The organism is Shewanella woodyi ATCC 51908 (genome assembly GCF_000019525.1).
In the GTDB taxonomy this organism is placed as follows: domain Bacteria; phylum Pseudomonadota; class Gammaproteobacteria; order Enterobacterales; family Shewanellaceae; genus Shewanella; species Shewanella woodyi.
The window spans coordinates 2,221,205-2,247,297 of record NC_010506.1; the positions used below are offsets into that span (position 1 = coordinate 2,221,205).

The 26,093-nt window shown below is 43.3% G+C and carries 19 protein-coding genes; 11 read left to right on the forward strand and 8 right to left on the reverse strand.

The annotated features are described in order from the left end of the window. The first annotated feature begins 180 nt into the window (after positions 1-180). The gene (locus SWOO_RS09235) at positions 181-1,485 is read left to right on the forward strand and encodes an inosine/guanosine kinase (protein WP_012324429.1); all 1,305 of its coding nucleotides are present in this window, start codon (positions 181-183) and stop codon (positions 1,483-1,485) included. A gap of 71 nt (positions 1,486-1,556) precedes the next feature. Here the strand turns inward: SWOO_RS09235 and SWOO_RS09240 are convergent, their stop codons facing one another. Continuing rightward, positions 1,557-2,867 (reverse strand): dicarboxylate/amino acid:cation symporter, encoded by a 1,311-nt coding sequence (locus tag SWOO_RS09240; RefSeq protein ID WP_012324430.1) that lies wholly within the window; start codon positions 2,865-2,867, stop codon positions 1,557-1,559. Positions 2,868-3,083: 216 nt separating this feature from the next. Between SWOO_RS09240 and SWOO_RS09245 the strand changes: the two genes are divergently transcribed. Beyond that, positions 3,084-5,597, forward strand: coding sequence for an invasin domain 3-containing protein (locus SWOO_RS09245; RefSeq protein WP_012324431.1), 2,514 nt, complete (start codon positions 3,084-3,086; stop codon positions 5,595-5,597). Positions 5,598-5,685: 88 nt separating this feature from the next. On the opposite strand, the gene astB is transcribed toward SWOO_RS09245, so the two are convergent. Next, positions 5,686-7,023 (reverse strand): N-succinylarginine dihydrolase, encoded by a 1,338-nt coding sequence (gene astB, locus SWOO_RS09250; protein WP_012324432.1) that lies wholly within the window; start codon positions 7,021-7,023, stop codon positions 5,686-5,688. 403 nt (positions 7,024-7,426) lie between these two features. Here astB and topA point away from each other — a divergent pair, with 403 nt between their 5' ends. Further along, entirely contained in the window at positions 7,427-10,099 is a 2,673-nt protein-coding gene (gene topA / locus SWOO_RS09255) for a type I DNA topoisomerase (protein WP_041418062.1), read from the forward strand. Between the two features lie 264 nt (positions 10,100-10,363). Here topA and SWOO_RS09260 read toward each other — a convergent pair whose 3' ends face one another. Beyond that, positions 10,364-11,137, reverse strand: coding sequence for a hypothetical protein (locus SWOO_RS09260; RefSeq protein ID WP_012324434.1), 774 nt, complete (start codon positions 11,135-11,137; stop codon positions 10,364-10,366). 226 nt (positions 11,138-11,363) lie between these two features. On the opposite strand from SWOO_RS09260, the gene cysB reads away from it, so the two are divergent. Beyond that, positions 11,364-12,338 carry an HTH-type transcriptional regulator CysB gene (gene cysB / locus SWOO_RS09265; RefSeq protein ID WP_012324435.1) on the forward strand — a complete coding sequence of 325 codons (975 nt, stop codon included), beginning with the start codon at positions 11,364-11,366 and terminating at the stop codon, positions 12,336-12,338. Between the two features lie 68 nt (positions 12,339-12,406). On the opposite strand, the gene SWOO_RS09270 is transcribed toward cysB, so the two are convergent. After that, positions 12,407-13,783 (reverse strand): L-serine ammonia-lyase, encoded by a 1,377-nt coding sequence (locus SWOO_RS09270; RefSeq protein WP_012324436.1) that lies wholly within the window; start codon positions 13,781-13,783, stop codon positions 12,407-12,409. A gap of 322 nt (positions 13,784-14,105) precedes the next feature. Here SWOO_RS09270 and nagZ point away from each other — a divergent pair, with 322 nt between their 5' ends. The 3 genes from nagZ (at position 14,106) to SWOO_RS09285 (ending at position 16,530) form a co-directional block, all read left to right on the forward strand. Continuing rightward, positions 14,106-15,119, forward strand: a complete 1,014-nt coding sequence (gene nagZ, locus SWOO_RS09275; protein WP_012324437.1) for a beta-N-acetylhexosaminidase — start codon at positions 14,106-14,108, stop codon at positions 15,117-15,119. Between the two features lie 93 nt (positions 15,120-15,212). After that, positions 15,213-15,752, forward strand: a complete 540-nt coding sequence (gene ycfP / locus SWOO_RS09280; RefSeq protein ID WP_012324438.1) for an alpha/beta hydrolase YcfP — start codon at positions 15,213-15,215, stop codon at positions 15,750-15,752. Between the two features lie 502 nt (positions 15,753-16,254). After that, positions 16,255-16,530: an acylphosphatase gene (locus tag SWOO_RS09285; RefSeq protein WP_041417567.1), complete on the forward strand. Its 276-nt coding sequence runs from the start codon at positions 16,255-16,257 to the stop codon at positions 16,528-16,530. Here the strand turns inward: SWOO_RS09285 and SWOO_RS09290 are convergent. From SWOO_RS09290 to SWOO_RS09300, 3 genes are all read right to left on the reverse strand, one after another. Further along, positions 16,527-17,465, reverse strand: a complete 939-nt coding sequence (locus SWOO_RS09290) for a peptidoglycan binding protein CsiV (protein ID WP_012324440.1) — start codon at positions 17,463-17,465, stop codon at positions 16,527-16,529. The two genes, SWOO_RS09285 and SWOO_RS09290, sit on opposite strands and share 4 nt — an antisense overlap. Before the next feature lies 1 nt (position 17,466). Next, positions 17,467-20,940, reverse strand: coding sequence for a transcription-repair coupling factor (gene mfd, locus SWOO_RS09295; protein WP_012324441.1), 3,474 nt, complete (start codon positions 20,938-20,940; stop codon positions 17,467-17,469). Between the two features lie 74 nt (positions 20,941-21,014). Then, positions 21,015-21,608, reverse strand: a complete 594-nt coding sequence (locus tag SWOO_RS09300; RefSeq protein ID WP_012324442.1) for a hypothetical protein — start codon at positions 21,606-21,608, stop codon at positions 21,015-21,017. Between the two features lie 97 nt (positions 21,609-21,705). Here SWOO_RS09300 and SWOO_RS09305 point away from each other — a divergent pair, with 97 nt between their 5' ends. From SWOO_RS09305 to SWOO_RS09320, 4 genes are all read left to right on the forward strand, one after another. Beyond that, positions 21,706-22,938, forward strand: a complete 1,233-nt coding sequence (locus tag SWOO_RS09305) for a lipoprotein-releasing ABC transporter permease subunit (protein WP_041418063.1) — start codon at positions 21,706-21,708, stop codon at positions 22,936-22,938. Positions 22,939-23,025: 87 nt separating this feature from the next. After that, positions 23,026-23,736, forward strand: coding sequence for a lipoprotein-releasing ABC transporter ATP-binding protein LolD (lolD, locus tag SWOO_RS09310; protein WP_012324444.1), 711 nt, complete (start codon positions 23,026-23,028; stop codon positions 23,734-23,736). Beyond that, positions 23,733-24,989 (forward strand): lipoprotein-releasing ABC transporter permease subunit LolE, encoded by a 1,257-nt coding sequence (gene lolE, locus SWOO_RS09315; protein ID WP_012324445.1) that lies wholly within the window; start codon positions 23,733-23,735, stop codon positions 24,987-24,989. The genes lolD and lolE overlap by 4 nt, the downstream gene beginning before the upstream one ends. Positions 24,990-25,015: 26 nt before the next feature. Then, on the forward strand, positions 25,016-25,516 hold the full coding sequence (locus SWOO_RS09320; RefSeq protein ID WP_012324446.1) for a YdcF family protein: 501 nt from the start codon (positions 25,016-25,018) through the stop codon (positions 25,514-25,516). A 70-nt stretch (positions 25,517-25,586) separates the two neighbouring features. Here SWOO_RS09320 and SWOO_RS09325 read toward each other — a convergent pair whose 3' ends face one another. Continuing rightward, entirely contained in the window at positions 25,587-26,093 is a 507-nt protein-coding gene (locus SWOO_RS09325; protein WP_012324447.1) for a DUF2062 domain-containing protein, read from the reverse strand.

Genomic DNA, 26,093 nt, shown 5'->3' on the forward strand with positions numbered 1-26,093 from the left:
ATATTAGCTCACTCACCTTATTGCTAATATAAATAGTTAATTGTCAAAATGTCTGATATTTTTCTGTTAGGCATTTATTCCAGATCGCTTCGAAAATGTAGGCTTTAGGCTTCGCTAAAGGGAGTCTGTTGTGCATTTTTGAGGGTTTGAGTTACAGCTACCATTCAACGAGAGCATTACATGAAGTTTCCAGGTCAACGAAAGTCAAAGCATTACTTTCCCGTACAGAATCGTGACCCACTGTTGGCGCAACTGACGCAGCAGCCGGAGCGATTTCCAACGTACATTACCGGCATAGATCAAACTCTGGTTGATATTGAAGCTAAGGTTGCTGACGAACTGCTACAGCGCTATGAATTACCGAAAGGAAATTCGACCTTAATTGATGATGAAACAGCTCATGCTCTCTATACGGAACTGAAGAGCCAAGCGTTAATCAGTGATGAGTTTGCTGGTGGGACTATTGGTAACACTGTTCACAATTACTCTATTCTTGCCGATGATAGATCTGTCTTGTTTGGTGTGATGAGCAAGAATATCGAAGTGGGTAGCTACGCATACCGATACCTTTGTAATACCTCCTCTAAAGTCGACCTTAACTATCTACAGCCTGTAGAGGGGCCTATTGGGCGCTGCTTTACACTTATCTCTGAATGTGGTGAGCGTACCTTTGCAATTAGTAAAGGTTCGATGGATAAGCTAAGTCCTGAGTTTATCAACAAAGAGGTGATTCAAGGTGCATCTGCTTTAGTCTTAACTGCATATTTGATGCGAGCTAGTGATGGTGATCAAATTACTCAAGCTGCGTTAAAAGCGATTGAGTATGCTAAAGAAGCGGATGTTCCTGTGGTTCTTACATTAGGTACCCGGTTCTTGATTGAGAGCGATCCTCAATGGTGGAAAACGTTTATCGAAGAGAATGTGACAATTCTGGCGATGAATGAAGATGAAGGTGAAGCCTTAACTGGGTTTAAAGATCCGCTTCAGGCAAGTGAAGCTGCGCTTGAGTTGTGCGATCTCGTGTTAACGACAGCGGGTCCTCTTGGTCTATATATGGCGGGTTACACGGATGACTCTGAGAAGCGTGAAACCTCTCATACGCTGTTACCTGGTATTATCCCAGAGTTTAACCGTTATGAGTTTTCTCGTCCAAAGCTAAAGTCGGATTGTAATACACCAATTAAAGTATACGCACATATCTCACCATACATGGGAGGCCCTGAAAAGATCCGTAACACTAATGGTGCTGGTGATGGCGCATTAGCGGCTCTGTTACATGACTTAGCGTCTAACACTTTTCATAAGGCGAATGTTCCTGGTTCAAGTAAACATAAGCGTGACGGGCTATGTTACTCCTCATTCTCGCAGGTGTGTAAATATGCTAACCGCGTGGCTTATGAAGTACTTGCTCAACACAGTCCACGACTATCAAGTGGTCTACCTGAACGAGAAGACAGTTTAGAAGAGGCATACTGGGAAAGATAAACCCATTTTTGACCTTTGCTTAAATAAAAAAGGCGTCCAAATTGGACGCCTTTTTACTGCTTTTAAATTATCTATTTAGCGTGCAGTTGCTCGTTAAAGCTACCTGCAGTTTTCCCCGCCTGAGTATCATTAAATGTTGTTTCATCAAACTCATTTTCAGACTTTGCGATAATCACAGTTGCCACACTATCTCCAGTTACATTGACCGCAGTTCTGACCATGTCTAGTAGTCTGTCGACACCGATAATCAGTGCAATACCTTCAACAGGGAGCCCAACCTGATTTAATACCATGGCTAGCATGATAAGTCCGACACCTGGCACACCTGCGGTGCCTATTGAGGCTAAAGTGGCGGTAACAACGACCATTGTATAGTCGGTGATGGTCAGATCTACACCATAAACTTGCGCAATAAATACCGTGGCAACACCTTGCATGATGGCGGTACCATCCATGTTAATTGTCGCACCTAAAGGCAGTGTGAAGGAGGCGACTTTGTTATCGACACCTAATCTGTGTTCAGCGGCCTCGATAGTCACAGGCAAGGTTGCATTGGAACTCGCCGTGCTGAATGCAAAAAGCTGCACATCACGCATCTTACGGATAAAGATAAGTGGGTTAAGTCCGGTAAATAGTTTGAGAAGAGAGGGGTAAACGATAAATCCGTGGATAAGTAACACACCTAGCACAACGAAGAAGTACTTCACCACACTGCCGAAGGTTTCCAGACCGAGCGTTAAAGCCAGTTTCGCCATCAAAGCGAATACACCATAAGGTGCTAGTTGCATGATGAGTGTGACGACGCGCATTATCACTTCATTAAGGTCGTTAAAAAGCGCTGCAACGCGTTTTCCTCGCTCGCCAATATGTGATATTGCAAAACCGAAAATAACGGCAAATAGGATGATTTGAAGCATATTGCCTTCACTCATCGCTTGCAGAGGGTTAGTTGGGACAATATTGATTAACACTTCAGACAAGCTTGGTGCTTCTTTTGCGTTAAAGCTTAGTCCTTCACTCACCAAGGAGGCATTACCTGGATGGACGAGTATCGCAATGGAGATCGCAACAGAGATGGCAATTGCGGTAGTGAAGAGATAAAAGGCGATGGTTTTTCCGCCTAAGCGCCCAAGTTTAGATGGATCGCTCAGTGAGCAAGTTCCACAAACCAAAGAGATGAAAACCAGAGGGACGACTAGCATTTTGAGACCAGAAACGAAAACAGTACCAATTACGTGTAAAAAGCCCTCAGTAATATATTCATTGATAAAACTGCTATCGGGAAATAAATTCCTTAAAAGTAACCCTAATATTATACCGGCTCCCATACCGATAAGTATTTTACTCGTGAGGCCGAGTTTCTTTGATTGAGTTAATGACATTGTGATTCCTGTATAATTATTATGCTTTTCAATTTGCGTAATAAGCCTAGCATGCAAAATTCTGTGAGGATACGGGTAAAAAGTTAAACTTTATTGGGTTTTTCGAGAAATAAATCAAGATAGTTATGGAAAAGTGGCGGGAATTTTATGTAATCTTGTTCTATAAGTAATAGGCGCTTTGCTTAAAATTACACTCAGAGTAACAGGGAGTCTGACATGCAGTCAGCATATAAAATATTTACCGCATTCTTTTTGTCTTTTTTTATTATTGCATGTAGTGGTGGAGGGGGGATTTCTGATGAAGGAAGTGGTGGAACTACACCTCCTGTAACTATATCTATCACACTAGAAGTTGATAATGACCAAATATCAGTCGCAGAGCCTGGTACATTAACTGCAACTGTGAGGGATTCTACTGGTGCAGCAGTCAGTACCTTAGTCTCTTTTACTTTAAATAATGATTCATATGGAACATTTGATCCTGGTACCGGAGAAGTTTCAACAAATGCTGATGGTGTTGCAACAATTAAGTTGAACACTGCTGCTATCAATACTGGAGCAAGTATTACTGCGACGACAGGGACGGGAGAGACCGCTTCTGTTAATGTCACTATGGTTGGTGATGGTGGTGAAGCTGGCGGTGGAGCACAAGTTTCATTGGTATTAACTGACTCAGCAGGTACTCCAATTCAAACGATTAGTACACTATCTCCAGGTAAGTTAACAGCAACAGTCACGGGAATTAATAAGTCAGTTATTGTGACATTTGAGAGCCCTATTGGAGACTTACCAATTAAGAGCGCGGTAACAGATTCTGAAGGTAAAGCTACTGTTGACATATATGCTGGAAGTTCATTAGGCGCTGGAGAGGTGACGGCAAGTTTAGCAACTAATGAAGTTGGTAAAACAATTGTGGTGGTTGGTGCGACTAATGTGGTAATGGGAAGTGGTACCCCTTTCACTGAAGGAGTCGCTGAGGTCAGTACTACTAACTTATCTGCTGGCGGTACCGCAACAATCTCTGTTCAAATACAAGACGATAAAGGCAACCCATTTACGCAGCCCGTTGATGTGAATTTTTCATCGACTTGTGCGACGAAAACACCTGCTCAAGCACAAATTAGTTCACCCGTTTCATCAAGTAATGGTTTAGCGACGTCTACATATCTAGCTCAAGGTTGTGTCGGAGAAGATCAGATTAATGTTACAGCTAATGCCGGTGGAATTAGTCTTTCTGCCGTTGGAACGATTAATGTGTTACAAGCCGATGTTGGTAGCATTGTTTTTGTATCTGCAGAGCCTGAGAATATAGGCATTTTAGGTACTGGTGGTGTGGAATCATCAGTCGTTAAATTTAAAGTGCTTGATAAAAACAGCAACCCTGTTAGCAATCAAAATGTGTTGTTTGAGTTAAATACAATCATAGGTGGCGTTGCGTTAACTCCTGCTCAAGCGACAACAAATAATGAGGGTATCGTTCAAACTGTTGTAACTACAGGTACCGTGGCTACATCGGTAAGAGTGACAGCAACGGTTGATGGTTCTAATCCTGTTATTTCAAGTCAGTCTAAACAATTAATTATCTCTACTGGTATTCCTGATCAAGATAGTTTCTCATTATCAGCAGAAATGTTAAATGCTGAGGGGTGGGTTGTTGAAAATACTGAGGTTAAGGTCACTGCTCGTATGGCAGATGCCTTTAATAACCCTGTTCCAGATGGAACTACAGTATCATTTACAACTGAAGGCGGTGCGATTGAAGATGCTTGTCAAACTATAAATGGTGCCTGTTCAGTAACTTGGGTTAGTCAGTTACCAAGGCCTGAGGGGCAAGAGCTATTTAATGAGCAAGGAGTACAAATTCGCAACCCAACTGCTGCACTTCGATGCCATGTACTCAAAATTAATGAGACTGATTCCGGTGTTTGTGATATTAATAATGATGCGCAAACAAGGATATATGGTAACTTTTATGACCAGAAATATGGTGGTCGAGCGACGATCACCGCTACGGCAATCGGTGAGGAATCATTCCCAGATCTGAATGGTAATGGTCGTTTCGATGCCAGTGAAATGAATGAGTTTTTGACAGGTAAAGATGTCAGTGGGGAATCTTTTGACTTGAATGACGCTTTTAATGATTACAATGAAGATAGCGTATTTAATCCTCAACCTGATGGTCAACTAATTGGATTTGAAGGTGGTGCATTAGAAGAGTTGGTAGATTTCAATTCAAATACAATATTTGACTTAAAAGATGGGGTTTATAACGGTGTACTTTGTTCTGAACCTGCTCATGCAGGCTGTGCTGATGGTGTTTCAGACTCTAAAACATTATTTGTAAGACGAAGCTTAGTGATGGTGATGTCTGGTAGTAAAGCTGTCGGAACGCTTCCTAATGACATTTTTATCAGAGATAAAGATGGCGATCATTTTGGTGGCAGTATTAATATAGTGGGAAAAGGAGCTGCGATAGTGATTTTTACTATTTCAGATCTGCATAACCAGCAGATGCCAGCAGGTTCTAAAGTTAGCTTTTCATCAAGTGCAGGCTCTGTAAGCAGCACAAGTGAAATTATATGGCCAAGCTCTAACTATAATGGAGGTACCCAATTTAAGGTTAGCCTTAAAGGTGAAGATGAGCCGAATTCAGGCGTATTCAGTGCAGTGGTTACTACACCTAATGGCACTATCACCGAGGTGGTGAATATTGCGGTTAATATTCTATAGTTTTAAGTTATAAAGATAAAAAAGGCGCATATGCGCCTTTTTTATTGTCAGTTTATTAGTTGTTCAACTTTTAAGTTCTGTTAAATGACTACTTCTGGAACTGATACACGCTGCCTAGCTTCATTATCTGTGTTAACTCATCTAATGCCGTTCTTGATTCGATAATTAATTGAGGATCAGCTAAGTCATCGACACTGAGACGATCGCGATAGTGTTTATCAACCCAAGCGTTTAAGCGTGTAAATAGTGCATCATTCATCAGAGTATTTTGGTTAACTGCAGCTAACTCCATATCATTCATGGCAACTCGTAAGCGAAGGCAAGCAGGTCCGCCTCCATTTTGCATGCTTTGTTTAACGTCAAAATAGTTAACCTGCTTAATCGGCGTTCCTAATGTGACTAGCTCATTTAGGTAAGCAAATACCGCTGGGTTTTCTTGACAATTAGTTGGGGCGATAATGGCCATCTCACCAGAAGGTAGAGTGATGATTTGGGTATTAAACAGGTAACTCTTAACTGCGTCCTCAATACTGACTTTCGCCGTAGGGACTTCGATAAAGTGAACTTTTGAGTCACCAAACTTTTGCTGTATCTCATCAAACTTATTTTGCGTATCTAAGAAAGCTTGTTGATGATAGAAAAGCACATTCTGGTTGCCAACAGCAATCACATCGTTGTGGAAAACCCCTTGATCAATCACATCAGGGTTTTGAGAGAGGTAAACGGTATTCTCTTCACTTAATCCATGAAGGCGAGCGATCGCCTGTGACGCCTCTAGAGTCTGTCTTGCTGGATACTTTTGCGGCTTAGGTGCATTAGGGTTCGTGGCTTCCTGTCCGTAAACAAATAGCTCTACACCAGCGTTACCATAATTCTCACACAAGCGAGTGTGATTGGCTGCTCCCTCATCACCAAAGCTTGAGTGCTCAGGTAGATGTTGATGGTGGCTAAAGTGGCGCGAGTTATTAAAGGTGGCTGCTAGAATGTTTCCTGTTGTGACAGGTTCGATGCTACGGTGCAGCTTGTCGACTAAGTTTGCTGGGGTAAAATGGAGCTTTCCATCTTGGGTATCGGCACTTGGAGAAACCGTTGCTGCATTTGCCGTCCACATACTTGATGCACTACAGCATGCACGTAAGAGAGCAGGAGCCTCTTTAGCGGCTTTATTTAATATTTCAGCATCAGTCCCCGAAAAACCAATTCTACGTAGTGTATGAAGGTCTGGGCGCTCCTGAGGGGCTAACATACCTTGTACCATTCCCATATCTGCCAATGCTTTGGCTTTTTTTAATCCCTGTTTTGCGGCTGACTTGGGATCTGATACCGCTGAAGCGTTACTAAAAGAGGCTACATTGCCAAAAGAGAGGCCGGCATAATTATGTGTTGGACCAACAAGTCCATCAAAGTTCGCTTCAAAGTGCTTCATTTATTATCCTTATGGTCTAGCAAGAGGGTATTTATCTGAATCAATAAGCTTTACTGCTTGTTGATTATCTTTTTATTCACGTCCGTCTCGATTTGAGAAAGGGGCGTGTTTGCTTACAGTAGTTGGGCTCAGTATACGTGAGCTTCCATGGTTAACAAGTTGTACCTAAACGCTGAAATTGTGACTTTTGCATTGAAATTCACAAGAAATCCTTGCTAGATGACTAATAATGAAATATTAGTTTTTAAATAAGCAAAAAAATATTTTACATTTTGTCTATGTATGCTTAAAAATTGGCTTAACGATACAAATAAAAGAGGGATTAACTTGAAACTATCGAGACAACACTCTATATATGGAGCCAATTTACAAATTTTTGAGACTTTTTGGCGCAGATCATTCTATGGGTAAATCGCTAGTTATTGTCGAATCACCGGCCAAAGCCAAGACTATTAATAAATATCTCGGCAAAGATTACATCGTGAAATCGAGTGTGGGTCATATTCGTGACCTACCAACATCCTCCACTGCTGAAGCGAACGTGGCGACTAAAACGCCTGCTGAAGTCAGGAAGATGTCTCCTGAAGAGAAAGCTATATATAAGAGTAAAAGAGCGAAACAGGCGCTAGTTACTCGTATGGGGGTTGATCCTGAAAATGGCTGGAAGGCCAAGTACCAGACTCTTCCCGGTAAAGAGAAAGTGGTTAAAGAGTTGCAAGCATTAGCTGCAAGTGCTGACCATATCTTTCTCGCAACCGATTTGGATAGAGAGGGAGAGGCTATTGCCTGGCATCTTCAAGAGGTGATTGGTGGAGACGCATCTCGTTATCAACGAGTCGTGTTCAACGAGATCACTAAATCCGCTATCCAAGATGCTTTTAGTAAACCTGCCACACTTGATACGAATATGGTGAATGCGCAACAAGCGCGCCGTTTCCTTGATCGTGTCGTTGGTTTTATGGTTTCTCCTCTGCTTTGGAAAAAAGTGGCGAGAGGACTTTCGGCTGGTCGTGTTCAGTCGGTTGCGACTCGTCTAGTGGTTGAGAAAGAGGGTGAGATTAAAGCTTTTGTTCCTGAGGAGTTTTGGGATATACACGCCAATTTAACAACGCTTGCAAATGACGCGTTGAAGATGGAAGTGGTTAAGTTCCAGGAAAAAGCGTTTAACCCAGTTAATGAGCTGCAAGCTCAAACGGCTGTGAGTGCTTTATCACAGTCAAGCTTTGTGGTTGCAGCTCGTGAAGATAGGGCAACGTCTAGTAAACCTTCAGCGCCTTATATCACATCGACATTGCAGCAGGCTGCAAGTACCCGTTTAGGTTTTGGTGTAAAGAAAACCATGATGATGGCTCAACGTCTTTATGAGGCGGGTCATATTACCTATATGCGTACAGATTCAACCAACTTGAGTCAGGAAGCGGTAGACAATGTCCGTGAAATGATTGGCAAAGAGTACGGCGATAAATATCTGCCTGATGCGCCAATCCGTTACGGAAGCAAAGAGGGAGCGCAAGAGGCACACGAAGCTATTCGTCCTTCAGATGTATCCGTTCATGCCGCTGGTATGAAAGATATGGAGCGTGACGCGCAGCGACTTTATGAGTTGATCTGGCGTCAGTTTGTTTCTTGCCAGATGACACCTGCTAAATATGATGCGACTCGTTTAACTGTCAAAGCGGGTGAATATGAGCTTAAAGCAACGGGTCGAACACTACGTTTTGATGGTTGGACACGAGTTCAAACAGCCGTTAAAAAGAAAAATGAAGAGGATAATACCCTGCCAGTCGTGGCTAAAGGTGATGTACTCTCTTTAGAGGAGTTACTGCCTAAGCAGCACTTTACTAAGCCGCCTGCTAGATACAGTGAGGCTTCATTAGTTAAAGAGTTAGAAAAGCGCGGTATTGGCCGTCCATCTACCTACGCAACGATTATCTCAACCATACAAGACCGTGGTTATGTAAAAGTTGAAAATCGCCGTTTCTATGCTGAAAAGATGGGTGAGATTGTCAGTGAAAGTTTGATTGGCAGCTTTAAAGAGCTGATGAGCTACGACTTTACTGCCAGCATGGAGCAGACCCTTGATGATGTGGCACAGGGTGAGCTCGAGTGGAAAAAAGTGCTTGATGGTTTTTATCAAGACTTGACCAAACAGCTTGATCAAGCAGAGCTTGCACCGGAAGAGGGCGGAATGCGCCCGAATGAGATGGTGCTTACAGACATCAAGTGTCCGACTTGTGGCAGACCTATGGGGATCCGAACTGGTACCACAGGGGTGTTCCTTGGTTGTTCAGGTTATGCGTTGCCGCCTAAAGAGCGCTGCAAAACCACCATGAACCTAACCGCAGGTGAAGAAGCGGTCAGTGAAAATAGTGAAGATGCAGAAACCGATGCGTTACGTGCTAAACATCGCTGTGGCGTCTGTGGTACAGCCATGGACAGTTATTTAATTGATGAAACTCGTAAGCTTCATGTATGTGGTAATAATCCAATCTGTGGTGGCTATGAGGTTGAGTTAGGTCAATTTAAGATCAAGGGCTATGAGGGACCCATCATTGAGTGCGATCGTTGCAGTAATGATATGGAGTTGAAAAATGGTCGCTTTGGTAAGTACTTTGGTTGTACTAACTCTGAATGTAAGAATACTCGTAAGCTGCTAAAGAGTGGTGAAGCTGCGCCGCCAAAGGAAGATCCTATTCATCTTCCTGAGTTAAAATGTACTAAGTCAGATGGCTACTTCGTATTAAGAGATGGTGCTGCCGGTATCTTTATGGCTGCAAGTACCTTCCCTAAATCACGTGAGACTCGTCCGCCATTAGTTGAAGAACTAGTGAAGTACCGTGAGCTATTATGGCCTAAATATGCTTATTTAGCCGATGCTCCGGTTGAAGATGATGATGGTAACAAGTCTACGGTGCGCTTTAGTCGCAAGACCAAGGAGCAGTACGTTGCAACAGAGGTTGATGGAAAAGCGACTGGCTGGACATCAAAATTTGTTGATGGCAAATGGGTGACTGAATCTAAAAAGAAAGCCAAGCCTAAAGCGAAACCTAAAGCTAAGGCGAAAGCCAAGAGCTAATAGAGGGGGAACACTCCTATTTTAGCCCTATAAAGCCTCGATAGTTTTCGGGGCTTTTTTATGTCCTTTACTTCAGTCCTTAGTATACCAACTAACCTCTGAGTGGATGCTACTTGCTATACCTCAAGAGAAAGTGACGCTCTGTTCGGTTACCATTTTGCTTGGCAGCCTTGGGTTGGTGGAAAAGAAGTATGAGTGATTATTGGATACAAAAATTAGGTATAAAAAAACCAGCGATTACGCTGGTTTTAAAAATAAGTGAAATCACCACTTCTTCTTGGGCTGGAACAGGACGTCGATATCCTCCTCCTCTTTATTATTTTGCACCACAGGTGCAGCTTCTTTTTGCGCGCCCATCACTTCATCTAACATGGCTTTTGCTTCATCGACCTTACGACCAATAAAGGGATCGTTGGGCGTCTGCGCCTTAATAGCATGCAAGGTTGACAGTGCCTTAGTGACCATCTGTTTTGCTGAGCCATATTGTTTAGTCGCACAAGCCGCTCTAGCTCTAGAAAGCATTGAGTCGACGTTAATGCGTAACTGAAGGCTATCAATTCTAGCTTCCTCTTCAGAAAAGGTTGTTGTGTCGACTTTCCCTTTATTATGCTCAGCTCTTAAAATAGCCTTAAGTTTCTTTAATACCTTAACTAAATCTAGTATCTGTTTGTCATTGTCCGGTAGCCTGAACCCCTCAATTGGCGGAGAGTTTTTGGGGTTTGAACTCATGGTGGTAACCTGTGAGCTAATATCATTTAGGCGACGTTCATAATCAGGTGCTTGGTTGCCTGCTATGCTTTTTGCGTGTTTCAGGGCGTCCTGCACACGTTTATAAAGCACCAATACAATTTGAGAAGAGCAGGGAAACATTCCTGTGAGAGAGAGAATCTCCTCGGTCTCGTCAATAATGGCCCGCTGTCTGGCTAATTCAGCTCTGCGCTCAGCTTCCGCCTTCTCTTTTTGTTGTTGTACAACATTAACTCCGATAACAAGAAATAAGAGAGCACCAATAAGGACCAGAACCAAAGTAAATATCATAGGTCTACCATCAATTAAGCAATTCTTTTAATGCTACTATAAATCAACAGTCTAGCATAGTTATCTTAGCTTAGGATTTTGCTAATGTCGTGTGATTCTCGTGAACTCTATGTTATATTCCATATTGATTTAATTTTTAGCATGAACTATAACTAATTCTTATAATTAATTAAGCGTATAGATTAAAACCTAAGCAATGACTTGAGGTTAAATTGAAGGATAAAAGATGAAGCTACAGCAACTCAGATATATTGCCGAAGTGGTTAATCATAACCTCAATGTGTCGGCAACAGCTGAAAACCTTTATACATCGCAACCAGGGATCAGCAAACAAGTTAGAATGCTTGAAGATGAGCTAGGTATCCAGATTTTTGGTCGTAGTGGTAAGCATTTAACTCATGTGACACCTGCCGGTGAGCAGGTAATAAGTATTGCAAATAACATCCTTGGCAAAGTTGAAAGCATTAAAAAGGTGGCTGAAGAGTACACTAAGCCTGATCAAGGTGAGTTAAATATTGCAACGACAGACACCCAAGCTAGATACGCATTGCCAAACATCATTCGTGGTTTTATTGAGCGTTACCCTAAAGTCAACCTTCATATGCACCAAGGCACACCTTCTCAAATTAGTGAGCTTGCTGCACGTGGAGATGCCGATTTTGCCATTGCAACTGAGGGGATGCACCTGTACTCAGATCTGATCATGCTGCCTTGTTATCACTGGAATCGTTCAATCGTGGTTAAACGGGATCATCCTTTGGCCTCACGCAGCAATATCAGTATTGAAGATCTAGGTCGTTTTCCACTTGTGACTTATGTGTTTGGTTTCGACCGCGAATCTGAGATTGAGAAATCTTTTAATAGTGCAGGGTTGGAGCCAAGAGTGGTGTTTAGTGCCACTAGTGCAGATGTACTAAAAACCTATGTTCGTTTAGGGCTAGGTGTGGGGGTTATCGCTTCTATGGCGATCGATCCAGTGATGGATAGAGATCTTGTAGCAATCGATGCGAGTCACCTGTTTGGCCATAGCACGACGAAAATTGGTTTCAGAAAAGGAAACTTCTTAAGAACTTACATGTATGAGTTTATTGAACACTTTGCTCCCCATCTCACAAAAGAGGTGGTCGAGAAAGCGGTAGGTTTAAGAGACCCACAATTGATTGAAAATATGTTCGCCAATATAGAGTTGCCAGTACGTTAACTTTATTTTTGTCGAACATAAAAAACTCGCCTTTTGGCGAGTTTTTTGTTTGTGCTATCAGTGATGCATTAACACTCTACGATATTAACGGCCAAACCACCTTTAGCGGTTTCTTTATACTTGCTGCGCATATCCTTGCCTGTATCCATCATGGTTTTGATCACTTTATCTAGGGATACTTTGTGGTTTCCATCTCCGTGCAGTGCCATTCTGGAAGCGTTAATGGCCTTGACGGCGCCCATAGCATTACGCTCTATGCAGGGAACCTGTACTAGACCGCCAACAGGGTCGCAGGTTAAGCCTAAGTTATGCTCCATGCCAATCTCAGCTGCATTTTCAACATGCTCAATGGTACCGCCCATGATCTCTGTTAGGGCTCCTGCAGCCATAGAGCAAGCTACGCCAACTTCACCTTGGCAACCGACTTCTGCACCGGATATAGATGCATTCTTCTTATAAAGGATACCGATAGCGGCAGCGGTTAACAGGTAACGACAACAGACTTCAAGATCCACTTCCTGAACAAACATATCATAGTAGCAAAGTACGGCAGGAATGATGCCTGCGGCCCCGTTGGTTGGTGCGGTGACTACGCGATCACCTGCTGCATTTTGCTCATTCACCGATAGCGCGAACAGATCTACCCAATCCAATGCCGTTAGCGGATCGACGCTGTTTTTACCTTCAGCTTTTAAACGGCGGTACATAGCAGGGGCACGGCGTCTTAGTTTTAAGCCTCCTGGGAGGATCCCCTCTTTCTTATATCCGCGCTCGACACAGTTTTTCATGGTTTGCCAGATAATCCATAACTGCTGCTTTATCTCAGCCTCAGAGGCTATGCTCAGTTCGTTCTCCATCATCAGCGATGAGATACTTAACCCATTATCTGTGCAGAGAGTGAGGAGCTGAGTTGCACTGTTAAAATCATAGGGGGCAGATTTTATCGGTGCGGCGGGGGATGCATCTTGGGCTAAAATCTCATCTTGATCTAAGATAAAGCCACCACCAACGGAGTAATAAGTTCGCTCGAATATGCATTGACCTTGGCGGTATGCATAAAGCGTCATCGCATTGGCGTGGGCTGGGAGGCTTTTTCGTCTATGGTAGGTTATCCCTAATTCACGAGTAAAGGTGACTTTTGTGCCGTTGGCCATCAATAGGACTTCACTTTGACTGACCTCATTTAAGATCCCATCAATTGCGTCAGTATCTACGGTATCTGGTGCTTCTCCCATTAAGCCTAGTATCACGGCTTTACCTGTACCGTGACCTTTACCCGTTTGACCGAGCGATCCAAACAGCTCTGAACGCAACTCATCAGTTGTATCCAATAGGCCTGCTTTCTGGAGATCCTCTATGAAGATGTTTCCAGCTTTCATCGGGCCTACAGTATGTGAACTAGAGGGACCAATTCCTATTTTGAACATGTCAAATACACTAATCATCTTAAAACCTTTTCTGTTTTATTCGTTATTAGCACTATCTCTACGCGATTAAATTTCCCAGAGGTCAGTAAATAAAAAGGGAAAAAAGTCATGCTGTGTTAATCTACGCGGATAGTGTGGTTTTGTTTTCATAAATTATCCCACACTTTTCCATTGGGCTTAGCATGAGTTTTTTTAATTTCATACTTCAGATTAGATAAGCTAAGCCATTTTAGTGATATGAGCTTATATCATTGGGGATATTTATCCCCTAAATAATAAGGCGTAGTGCAAAATCTACTCAGCCAATTAATCACATTATTTTTATATTATAGGAGGAGTTGTGAGTTACTTAATGCTTGATCTGCTTTCTACCCAAGCTTCTGCAGAGGAGCTTACTCAGCTGAAACACCCTATGGTTGGAGGGGTGATCTTATTCAGTAGAAATTATACTGATCGTCCGCAACTTGTCTCATTAGTAGAGTCGCTCCGTGTTGTTAGGCCAGATCTTCTTATTGCAGTCGATCATGAGGGGGGAAGAGTACAGCGCTTTAGGGATGGTTTTACCCATATACCGGCTATGGGAGACATTCTTCCATTTGCTGGCGGCGATATGATACTTGCTAAAAAATGGGCTGTAGAGTTAGGTTTTCTTATGGCTGTGGAGCTTTTGGCTTGTGATATTGATTTGAGCTTCGCACCTGTGCTTGATCTTAATCGTGTCAGTGAGGTGATAGGTAAGCGTGCATTTAGCTCTGAACCCAATGAAGTCATTGAGCTTGCTGGAAGCTTTATAGAGGGGATGCATCAAGCTGGTATGGCATCTGTTGGTAAACACTTTCCAGGACATGGCAGTGTGGTTGCTGATTCTCATATTGCTCAGCCTTATGATGAGCGTAGTAAAGAGGAGATCCTTGAGCTAGATATGCAACCTTTTAAATCGCTGATAGCCAAAGATCAGCTCCACGGTGTGATGCCCGCACATGTGATCTATTCAAAGGTTGATCCAAATCCTGCTGGTTTTTCATCATTTTGGCTGCAAGATATATTACGTGAACAGTTAAGTTTTCGGGGAGTGATATTCTCTGATGATCTAGGGATGAAGGGGGCGGGAGTTGTGGGCGGGTATAAAGCCAGAGCTCAAGCCGCATTAGATGCAGGTTGTAATATGATTTTGATATGCAATGATGCCAAGGGAGCTACAGAGGTACTTGAAGAGTTAGTTTGGCCGACCAGTCAGCCTGAATATCCAGCTCAGTTATTGAAGCCTGATAGTAAAATCGTTGCACAAGCTCTTCAAAACGATGAAAGGTGGCAGCAAGCCAAACTCCTTGCATCAAGATTTTCAACAGATTAATTGTAACTAATATTTGGAATATTGATTCACCTCAATATTCCAAAAGTGCAACTTAGTTAAGGTTAATCTCCTAATTTTTTTATAGGTGACCCAATGATCCTCTATTTACATGGCTTCGATGCAACCAGCCCTGGTAACCATGAGAAAATACGTCAATTGCAGTTTATTGATAAAGACGTACGTCTACTGAGTTATAGCACTTTACACCCAAAGCATGACATGCAGCATCTACTTAATGAAGTGAGTAAACAGCTGAAGTTAACAGATGATTCCGAACCTATCATTATTGGTGTCGGTTTAGGTGGGTATTGGGCCGAACGGATTGGTTATTTAAATGGTTTAAAATCTGTATTGATTAACCCTAATTTAACACCGCAAGATAATATGTTGGGTAAGATAGATAGACCGGAAGAATACTCGGATATTGCAAATAAGTGTGTGTCAGAGTTTAGAGAAAAGAACAGTGGTAAGTCTTTAGTTATACTTTCACGCAATGATGATACATTTGATAACCAAGTCGTGAGTGATGAATTAAGCCGCTTTTATGAAATATGTTGGGATGAGGAGCAACCTCATAAATTCCCAGTGTTAGCGAGCCAACTGCCAAGGATCCAAGCATTTAAAAAGGGATGATTCAGTGAGTGCCGTACTATTACGGCGCTTTAATTGCTCGCTCTGCACAAATATCGCTTACCGCTTAAACTCCAGTGATTGAATATTAGTCTCATTTCCCCCGCCTAATAATACTTCTTCTGCAAAATAGTTTAAAAAATAAACTCCCATCTATGTTAAATTGTAAAAGTTCTTATTACATTAATAATGAATTATATAGTATAAGAAACTGACTGATATCCGAATGTAAGAACTTAAGATCGATATATGTCTTTTTTTTAGTTGAAAAGTCTACTTTTTGTTTTAAAATTGTATTTTGCAGTGTAAAGTAGCGCCCAAGATTAATTTGTTACACAATGATACATAAAGAGAATTTGGTCTAAACCTGACCATACCATTTTGCGTATGTCGCCCGATGCAGCTAATTATTTTTTTGTTAGCTGTTTTTTTTTGCATGTTTTTTGCCCAATTGTGTGCTTTGGGTTATCTTCAGGGGAGGGCATTAGCGATAATGGACTTACAGATGAAGAGAGTATTAATCAATGTGCAGGGCAAAGTGCAGGGAGTGTGCTTTAGGCGTTTTGCACAGTCTAAAGCTAACGAGTTAGGGATAACCGGCTACGTAGTCAACAATGAAAATGGCTCGGTTAATATTCTAGCTCAGGGAGCCTACCCAGCAGTTGATAATCTGATTGATTGGTGCGACAAGGGCTCACCACAAGCCCAAGTCGACAAAGTGTATGTTCAAGAGGATGAGGAGAATGAGATCTACCTCGACTTCTCAATTCTTCCTTATTAAAGCTCGTTGGCAATATCCTTGATTCTGTCTGTTGGTTGCTCCATCTTTCTGATCTGTAGAATCATTCCCATTTTAGGGTGATCAAAATAGTGGATCTCATCGCTTCGTACTCGACGATTCTGTGTCAAAGGGAAAGCATACAGAAAAGGGGTTACTTTATTGCTTTGCTCTACAGTTTCATTGAGATAGCTGGATGAGGTATCAATCTCTTTCGTTCCCTCTTCTCTGAGGTTCAGCGCAGCTTCTACATATAGGTAATGATTTAGGTAGATGTTAAGTGTCCCGTCAAGTTCCCACACGGGCTTTTGAGTTTTACTATCAAAGCTAGTATCAAGAAAGTCAAACTGTGGGATGGTGAGCTCCGACTGGTAGCTTTGAACCATCTGCCCATTTCCCTCAAATCTGTCGGAAAAATCTTGACCAGAATAGAGCCTCATAGGTTTTGCTTTATGCCGTGGCAGCATAGATTGTTGCCAGGTCATGTGCAGTAAACTCTTGTTGCCAGGCTCTCGGCTTATTTTACTCATGATATCTTTAAATTGATTTTGCTCACTTGAAAGCAAAACCGGAGCGCCACCTGGAATACCATACTGCTCAGTTGCGGCAGCGATATTGACAGGGATCTGTGTCGTGTGATTGACCTGAGCCGAGCCTAACTGCTGATTACATTCATCTGCATTGGTAGCCCAGTCACTGGATGAGCATCCCTTTAAGCCTAGGCTTGCACCTGTGATATCGGTACTGAAAAGTGGGGAGATAAGATCCACGGCTTTTCTGGTGTTGATTAACGTGACCTGATCAGGACTTTTTTCCTGATTGTGTCCAGCGTCTCGTTCAAACAGGTATACCTCGACTTCAAACCAACGTTCATCTTGAGCGTAAGCTTGAGTTATCGATAGCAGTCCCATTAGGGGTAGTAACGTTTTCTTTAACACATTAATCTCCAAGACGGTGTTGTGATAATTGCCCCAAAAGCAATTTAACCAGCGCCAACCTATCTGCGTGAGATTCAGCTGGAATGATGAATTTTAACTTACTCGGGCCGTCCATTCGATAGTTTTGTGGTTGGCTTTGCAGTAAACCGATAATAAAACCTGGATCGACACTATGATCGTCGCTGAACTCTAGGCTACCACCTTTGGCATGCATCTCTATTTTTTTGATGCCTAAGGCTGTAGCTTGGTGCTTGTAAAGCGTTAACTCCATCAAGTTTTTAGTGGAGTCAGGTAGGAGTCCAAAGCGGTCGATTAACTCGACTTTTAATTCATCCAACGCTTGCGATGTTTCACAGTTAGCTATCCGCTTGTAAAGAGAGAGTCTGATATTCACATCGTGGACAAAGTCTTCGGGCAGCAGTGCAGGAATGCGAAGATCGATTTCACACTGACGCCTTAGCATCTGGCTTAATGAAGGCTCTTTACCCTCTTTTAAAGATTTAACGGCATCCTCAAGCATCTCCATGTAGAGTGTAAAACCAATTTTTGAGATATGGCCGCTCTGCTCGTCACCTAAGAGCTCTCCGGCGCCACGTATCTCGAGATCTTGAGTCGCTAACATAAAGCCTGCACCGAGATCTTCTAGTGCACCAATGGCTTCGAGACGCTTCCTTGCATCTTTTGTCATGCTCTTAGGATGTGGCGTCATTAAGTAGGCGTACGCTTGATGATGTGAGCGTCCCACGCGGCCTCTTAGTTGGTGTAGCTGAGCGAGTCCAAATTTGTCAGCACGCTCTATTACTATGGTGTTTGCCGATGGAATATCGATACCAGTTTCTATGATAGTAGTACAGACTAAGACATTGAATCTTTGATGATAAAAATCAGACATCACCTTTTCTAATTCACGCTCTCGCATCTGTCCATGGGCGGTGATCACACGGGCTTCAGGTAGCAGTTCACTGATCTCAGCAGCACGTTTCTCGATGGTTTCCACTGTGTTATGGAGAAAATAAACTTGGCCCCCACGTAATATCTCACGCAGCAGTGCTTCCCTAATCGCAGCGTTGTCATACTCTCTAACAAAAGTTTTGACTGCAAGTCGCTTAGCTGGTGGAGTCGCAATGATGGAAAGGTCACGCATACCAGACATGGCCATGTTTAGGGTTCGTGGGATCGGGGTGGCCGTTAAGGTTAAGATATCAACATTGGCTCTGAGGGCTTTAATCTTCTCTTTTTGGCGAACACCAAACCTATGCTCTTCATCAATAACAAGCAGGCCTAAGTTTTCAAATTTCGCCTCAGATTGCAGTAGCTTATGAGTACCGATAACGATATCGACCTTGCCATTACTCAGATCCTCTAATACGGCTTTTTGCTCTTTTGCTGTTTTAAAGCGCGACATGACCTCAATTTTAACTGGCCAATCGGCAAACCTATCCTTGAAATTTTCAAAGTGCTGCTGTGCCAGCAGGGTTGTTGGAACTAAAATAGCGACCTGTTTACCGTCATTGACTGCAACAAACGCCGCGCGCATGGCGACTTCAGTTTTACCAAAACCGACATCACCACACACTAATCTGTCCATGGCGATAGGGGAGCTCATATCGGTTAATACGGCATTAATGGAGGTTTCTTGATCCACAGTCTCCTCAAATGGGAAACTGTTACTAAAGAGGGCGTACTCCTCTTGATCAATATGGCAGGCATCGCCAGGTCTAGCCTGTCTTCTGGCATAAACATCGAGTAGTTCCACTGCGACATCACGTATCTTTTCAATCGCCTTTTTCTTCGCTTTTGCCCAGCTCTCATTACCTAGTTTATTAAGCTGAGCCTCTTCATCTGGGCCGACACTGTAGCGACTGATAAGGTGCAAAGAGGAGACGGGAACATATAGTTTGTCTCCACCAGCATATTCAAGTTTAAGGTACTCAGCGACGAGTCCTCCAGTGTCGAGGGTTTCGAGCCCTTGATAATGGGCGACACCGTGATCTAAGTGAACAATAGGTTGGCCCACCTTGAGCTCTGCCAAGTTCTTAATCAGGGCATCACTGCTTATCTGTCTCTGTTTATCTCGGCGCCTTGTTTGCGAGATACGGTGGCCAAATAACTCTGTTTCACAGATGATGCTGAACTTAGCCCCTCTGGCTTTTTCGATAATAGCGCCTTTAGATAAAGGCGAGACAATAAGGCCTTGCTTGACTTTTGAGTCGACAAAATCATCTAGATGTTCGAACACTTGTGGCTTAAGGTCTATTTTGGCAAATAGCTCAAGCAGTGCTTCACGACGCCCCTCAGATTCGGCGCTAAAGAGGATCCTGCCGCCCTGAGTGGCATAATCTTGAAGTAGTGTCAGTGGCTGTTTAAGTTTATGGTTTGCTGTTAACTCTGGCAGTGATTCGAGCTTGGCATTACTGCCACTGTCTTGATTTTCACCTATTTTAAGCAGAGTTCTAGGGAACTTTTTAAAGGCGGAAAAAAGCTGCTCGGTCAGCAGGTATAGTGACTTTGGCGGTAACAGAGGTCTAAGTGGATCGACGCGTCTGTCTTCATATCTAAGCTCTACCTCAGTAAGGTGTGCTCTTGAAGCGGCTTCAAGATCGCCAATGTTAACCAGTTGAGTCTGAGCGGGCAGGTAATCAAATAGGCTTGCCGTTTCATCGAAAAAAAGTGGTAGGTAGTTCTCAATCCCAGCTGGAAGTATTTTGCGGCTCACCATCTGATAAACAGATTCTGGCTCTTTGACTATCACTTCAAAATGACGTCGGTACCTTTGTCTAAACCCTTCGATAGCCGCACTGTCTGTGGGGAACTCTTTTGCTGGCAATAAACGAATTGAGTCGATGGCACTACTGGAACGTTGAGTTTCAGGGTCAAAATGTCTTATCGATTCCACTTCATCGTCAAACAGTTCGATACGATAGGGCTGAGTTGAGCCCATTGGGAACAGATCGATAATCGAGCCTCTTACAGCAAACTCTCCGTGTTCATAAACTTGTTCAACGAGGTGATAACCGGTATCCACCAATTGCTGTTTAACATCTTGAAGGCAGTAGTTATCACCTTTAGCCAACATCAATACGTTGCCGGCTAGAAATGATCTTGGTGGCAGAAGAACCATCAGAGTACTGATGGGGACTATCACTACTCCCCGTTTAGCATTCGGGATCTGTGACAGAGTTTCCAGACGTTGTGAAACCAGATCTTGATGGGGGGAGAAACTATCGTATGGCAAGGTTTCTCTATCAGGGAACAACCAAACAGGAAGAGTGTCGTCCTGAAGAAGATAATTTAGTTCGCTCTCTAATAGAAGCGCAGTTGGGGTATCACTGGTGACTGCCAGTGTCAGCCCCTCATGATCCTTGACTAAATTAGCTAAGGTGATGGCCTGCGATGCGCCGCCTAATGTGAACAGAGTTTGTGCTTTGGTGGCACTTTTAACATGGGGCGGCGTTAATACGGAAAATGCTTTCATTGAGAGATGACAGGGGATCAGCGACAAAGATGCCTGTCATTGTAGTGGGATACAGGCGCATGTGCTAGTGAAAATTATGTCGCTTTTTTCGCAAGCTTGCGTTGTTTTAATTGCCTTTGTTGTACGCTCAAGCTCGCCTTGACCAGCTGCTCTACGTCAGTGTCTGTGATCACAGAGAACTCTAACTCAGTCAAATAACCTGTTTGCGGTTCGACATCCGTAGCTTCTATCACTTGAGTAGCCGTGACTTGAGCAAAACAGAGCAGGGCAACCAGCTCCTCTTTAATATGAAGCGTCAGCTTAAACTGCTTCCCGACATCAAATTGTGTTGCCCCGATTATGCGGATCCCACTCCCGCCAAAAAACTTTCCTTGATGTAGCTCCCCGTCATGTGCTTCGCGTTCGAGTACATGTTGCAGAACCAGATCGACCTTCTTCGACTGCAGTTTAAGGTACTCAACAACGGTTTTAGCTTCATCATCTAAATGCCTTAGTTGCAATAAGCAGTCGGCTTCTAAAGATTTAACATCACTAATAAGCTGCAGACCAAGTGGTAGCATCAGCGTTAATTCACCCTCAGTTGGAATGGGGGCGTTATCTGGCCAAGCTGTTAGGTAGACTTTAAAATCGTGCTTGACACTAAAATAGGGGCTTGAGTCAGTGATCAAGGGATTTCCTCTTGTTTTTATATAGCTATTACCCCTATTATCGTGCGCATCTTAATGATTTAGCAAGGCTCTATATTTAATGAGTCGTTGGGCAACTATGAATTTTGCGTTATCTGCACATATTGGCTTTCGTTATTGGCGTGCAAGAAAGGCCAATGCGTTCGCTTCATTTATCACTTTTTTTGCGGTTTCCGGTATTTTGCTTGGAGTTGCAGCGCTCATTATTGTCAGCTCGGTTATGAATGGTCTAGAGGGACAATTAAAGCAGCGTATTCTTGGGGCAGTGCCTCAATTGACGGTCAACAGTGAACAAGCTCTCACTCATTGGCATGCTAATGTGGCAGAGCTTAAAACGTTACCAGGTGTTTTGGCTGCCACTCCCAGTATTGCCACGCAAGCTATGGTCCAGTCACCCTCTAATATTAGTGCCATTCAAGTGTATGGTATCTACCCTGAATATGAAAAAGTGCTCGAAGGTAAGATGCAAGGTGTGTTAAATGCGCATTTTAGTCAGCTTATACCAGGAAAATATCGGATCATACTCGGCTCTGAGCTTGCCAGACGTTTAGATGTGTCCATTGGCGAGAAGGTGAGAGTGCTCAGCGCAGAAGGTGTGGTTTACTCCCCTTTTGGACCCGTGCCTAGCCAGCGTAAATTTGTGGTTGCAGGTATCTTTGAGATGGGCTCCCAAGTTGATGCAAGCTTGGCCTATGTTCATTATGAGGACGCGCAGCGGTTAATGCGGCAACCTCCTGGAGAGATAAAACATCTGAGGCTATATCTAGCAGATCCCTTTAATGCAGAGAGTTTAAGTAGTGAAGTAACGAACCTGTTTAAGAGACAAGGTATTGAAGTCACCACCTCTGACTGGCGAGACACATATGGTCATCTGTTTAGCGCTGTGAAGATGGAAAAGAATATGATGTCTTTGATGTTAAGTCTGATTATTGCCGTTGCCGCGTTTAATATTGTCTCTGCACTGGTGATGATGGTGGTAGACAAAACAACGGACGTTGCAGTATTGAAAACTCAGGGGCTGAGCACAGCGAATGTGATGGGGATATTTATCTTTCAGGGATCGCTCAATGCCATTATTGGTCTGGTGCTAGGGCTTATTATCGGTGTTGGGTTAACGCTTAATTTAAATACCATGATGAATTCGGTTGGGATCTCTATCTTAGGGGCGGGTCAATCACTGCCTGTGCAAATTGAGTGGAGCCAGATGAGCTGGATAGTCATTGGTACTTTAGTTATTACCTTCTGTGCCACGCTATATCCAGCATTTAGAGCGGCTAAAGTACAACCTGCGACAGCGTTGAGATATGAGTAAGCTACGCCTAAAAAGTTAAGCGTCCAAATGGGAGAGAGTCAATCACTCTCCTGTTTGATGAGTAAAGAATATAAGAGTAAATAGCATATGCCAGAGTTATTGTTAGAAGTGAAGAGTGTCAGTAAACGTTTTCAAGAGGGGACGGTGGATACTCAAGTGCTTACAAGTGTGGATCTACAGGTATTTAAAGGTGAGCAATTAGCCATTATCGGTACCTCAGGCTCAGGTAAAAGTACTTTATTGCATATCATGGGGACACTCGATAAGCCAAGCAGTGGCCATGTCTTTATGTTAGGGGAAGACCTATATGGTTTGTCGCCGCGTCGCCAATCTGAGGTGAGAAATCAGGACTTAGGCTTTATCTATCAATTTCACCATCTATTGCCAGAGTTTAGTGCGCTTGAAAATGTTGCCATGCCGGCCCTTATTCAGGGAAGAAATCGTAAAGAGGTTGAAGTTGAGGCTAAGGCATTATTGGAGCGAGTAGGTCTTGGGCATAGATTTGATCATACCCCAGGTGAGATGTCAGGTGGAGAGCGTCAGCGTACTGCGATAGCCAGAGCGTTAATTAATAAGCCTAAGCTAGTCTTAGCAGATGAGCCAACGGGTAACTTAGATGCTACGAGTGGCGAGGCTGTGTATGAGCTGATCCGTGAGCTTGCAAACCAGTTAGGCACGGCATTTGTGGTTGTAACCCATGACGCCAAATTAGCAGCAAGAATGGACAGGCAGCTGAAGATGAAAGATGGCCACCTTCAGAGTGAACAGCTTACAGATGTTGAAGGAAAGGCTTCATGAACCCATTTTTATCAATATGGGTTGGTTGGCGTTTCTACATGGCACGCCAATCTAATAGCCTGATTAGTTTTATCTCATTTGCATCGACCGCAGGTATCGCCTTAGGTGTCGCGGTATTAATTGTTGTGCTCTCAGCCATGAATGGTTTTGAGAGTGAATTAGAAAATAGGATGTTGGGTGTTGTCTCCCATGGAGAGTTGAGCGGAGTTAATCAACCTGTTAATAACTGGCCCGCAATTGTTGAGGACGCCAAGAAGGTGCCGGGGATAGTGGCATCAGCTCCCTTTATTCGTTTACAGGGACTCGTACAAAAGCCTGGCGGATTTCAAGGACTGACCATTTTAGGAGTTGATACTCAATATGAGCAGAAGGTCTCCAATATTGCCCAATTTATGCCAGCAGAAACCTGGGAAAAGCTAGCTGAGACTGATAAAAATAACATAGTGTTAGGTAGAGGTTTGGCAAAAAGTTTAGGCTTAAACCTAGGTGACTCATTAAGCATGTATATGCCTAATGTCAACGCCGATCCTACCGTGAAGCGTATTGGCTCTGCAAAAAGTTATCGTTTCACTGTGGCAGGGATATTTGAGCTCGGAGGAGAGCTGGATCTCTCTACTGCCTATGTGCCGATGCAGTATGCGGCATCTATTTTAGCTATGGGTGAGCAGGTATCGGGTATTAGAATTAAAGCGGATAAAGTATTTGAGGCGCCGCGGCTTATTCGTGAACTGGGCTTTAGCCAAGATCAATACCTGTACATCACTGACTGGACTCGTACTCAGGGGCATCTTTACCAAGATATACAACTTGTTCGCAGTGTGATGTATCTAGTACTGGCTTTGGTGATAGCCGTGGCTTGTTTTAATATTGTCTCGACGTTAGTGATGGCCGTACGGGATAAACAATCTGAGATCGCAATTTTGCTGACTATGGGGATGAAGCGCAGTGCGATTATGACAATCTTTATTGTACAAGGTGCCCTTAATGGAGTGCTGGGCTGTCTGCTTGGAGGCTTGTTTGGTGTGCTTATCGCGGAAAACCTAAGTTGGATAGCCAAAGCGATAGAGGGGGCTTTAGGCGTTAAACTGCTCTCTGCTGATATCTACTTTATCGACTTCCTCCCATCAGAGTTACACCTCGTTGACGTTGGGGTGGTGTTATTGTTAGCGCTGGTCATGAGTTTAATTGCGACACTTTATCCTGCTTGGAAAGCGAGTCAAACACCGCCTGCAAGCGCATTAGCCGGCCGCTAATTAGATACTTTTAAGAGAGGGAAGCGGTGAGTAGTGCGATTGTTGTTTTGGGAGCGCCAAATGATAGTGATGGCAACTTGTCTGTGATGGCACTCTCTCGATGCGATCTCGCATACACCTATTTTTCTCAAAAAAACCACCTCAAAATTATCTGCACTGGTGGGGTTGGCGCTCATTTCAATACCACTTCAACTCCCCATGCACAGTACTTGAAAAATTATTTGATGAGTAAAGGGGTACCACAGATAAATTTTCTTCCCCTTGTCGAGAGCCGATTTACCTTTGAAGATGCACTACTGGCTCGAGAGGTTATTGAAGAGCATAAAATTACCTCTCTAGTTATAGTGACATCAGAGTTTCATCTTCCCCGAGCCAAATTAGTGTTTAGCACGATTTTCCCACAAATCACGTTCCACTACTTGGCGGCAACGACGCCACTTTCTGATGATGAACTGCTTAAACTTGAAAAGCATGAGAGGGATGTGATGGAAAGGGAGAGGCGTAATCTGAGTACTTTGCTAAGGTAAGTCCACAATAAGAAACACCAAGCGTGTTTCCTATTGTATCGAGCGGTAACCTTGTCTGGTTTTGAGCTAATTAGCTTTTTCGTCTATCCCATTTCAGTAGAATTGAGTACTTCCATAGGGTTCTTATTAAGAAAAAACCCACTATTGAAAATATTGCACCCATTACAATACAGCCCAGTAGAAAAGGTGGGCCTATGGTGGATATTGATGACTCTATCCACACCCATGTGGCTTCAAAAGCAAAGTTTTGCGGTGGGTGGTTAAGGAGCTTAGCCCCTAACATATAAGCGGCATAAAACATAAATGGCATAGTGATTGGGTTCGTAATCCACACTAATGCGACAGATACCGGCAGGTTACAGTTAAAAATGATGGCTAGAGCGGCTGCCAGTACCATCTGAAATGGCATGGGGATCCAAGCAACAAAAAGGCCGACGGCAAAGGCTGCTGGAGCCGAACGTCTGTTAAGACTCCATAAATTGGGATTATGTAATAATTTGCCGAACATCCGCAAATGCTTATGATTTTGCAGCGTTTCAGGCTTAGGCATAAATCTTTCAATGATTTTTTTTGGCAT

Excerpts from the sequence above, each read along its gene's own strand:
- SWOO_RS09235 (WP_012324429.1), top strand. The coding sequence starts at position 181 with ATGAAGTTTCCAGGTCAACGAAAGTCAAAGCATTACTTTCCCGTACAG.
- SWOO_RS09240 (WP_012324430.1), bottom strand. The coding sequence starts at position 2,867 with ATGTCATTAACTCAATCAAAGAAACTCGGCCTCACGAGTAAAATACTT.
- SWOO_RS09245 (WP_012324431.1), top strand. The coding sequence starts at position 3,084 with ATGCAGTCAGCATATAAAATATTTACCGCATTCTTTTTGTCTTTTTTT.
- astB (WP_012324432.1), bottom strand. The coding sequence starts at position 7,023 with ATGAAGCACTTTGAAGCGAACTTTGATGGACTTGTTGGTCCAACACAT.
- topA (WP_041418062.1), top strand. The coding sequence starts at position 7,427 with ATGGGTAAATCGCTAGTTATTGTCGAATCACCGGCCAAAGCCAAGACT.
- SWOO_RS09260 (WP_012324434.1), bottom strand. The coding sequence starts at position 11,137 with ATGATATTTACTTTGGTTCTGGTCCTTATTGGTGCTCTCTTATTTCTT.
- cysB (WP_012324435.1), top strand. The coding sequence starts at position 11,364 with ATGAAGCTACAGCAACTCAGATATATTGCCGAAGTGGTTAATCATAAC.
- SWOO_RS09270 (WP_012324436.1), bottom strand. The coding sequence starts at position 13,783 with ATGATTAGTGTATTTGACATGTTCAAAATAGGAATTGGTCCCTCTAGT.
- ycfP (WP_012324438.1), top strand. The coding sequence starts at position 15,213 with ATGATCCTCTATTTACATGGCTTCGATGCAACCAGCCCTGGTAACCAT.
- SWOO_RS09285 (WP_041417567.1), top strand. The coding sequence starts at position 16,255 with ATGAAGAGAGTATTAATCAATGTGCAGGGCAAAGTGCAGGGAGTGTGC.
- mfd (WP_012324441.1), bottom strand. The coding sequence starts at position 20,940 with ATGAAAGCATTTTCCGTATTAACGCCGCCCCATGTTAAAAGTGCCACC.
- SWOO_RS09305 (WP_041418063.1), top strand. The coding sequence starts at position 21,706 with ATGAATTTTGCGTTATCTGCACATATTGGCTTTCGTTATTGGCGTGCA.
- lolD (WP_012324444.1), top strand. The coding sequence starts at position 23,026 with ATGCCAGAGTTATTGTTAGAAGTGAAGAGTGTCAGTAAACGTTTTCAA.
- lolE (WP_012324445.1), top strand. The coding sequence starts at position 23,733 with ATGAACCCATTTTTATCAATATGGGTTGGTTGGCGTTTCTACATGGCA.
- SWOO_RS09325 (WP_012324447.1), bottom strand. The coding sequence starts at position 26,093 with ATGCCAAAAAAAATCATTGAAAGATTTATGCCTAAGCCTGAAACGCTG.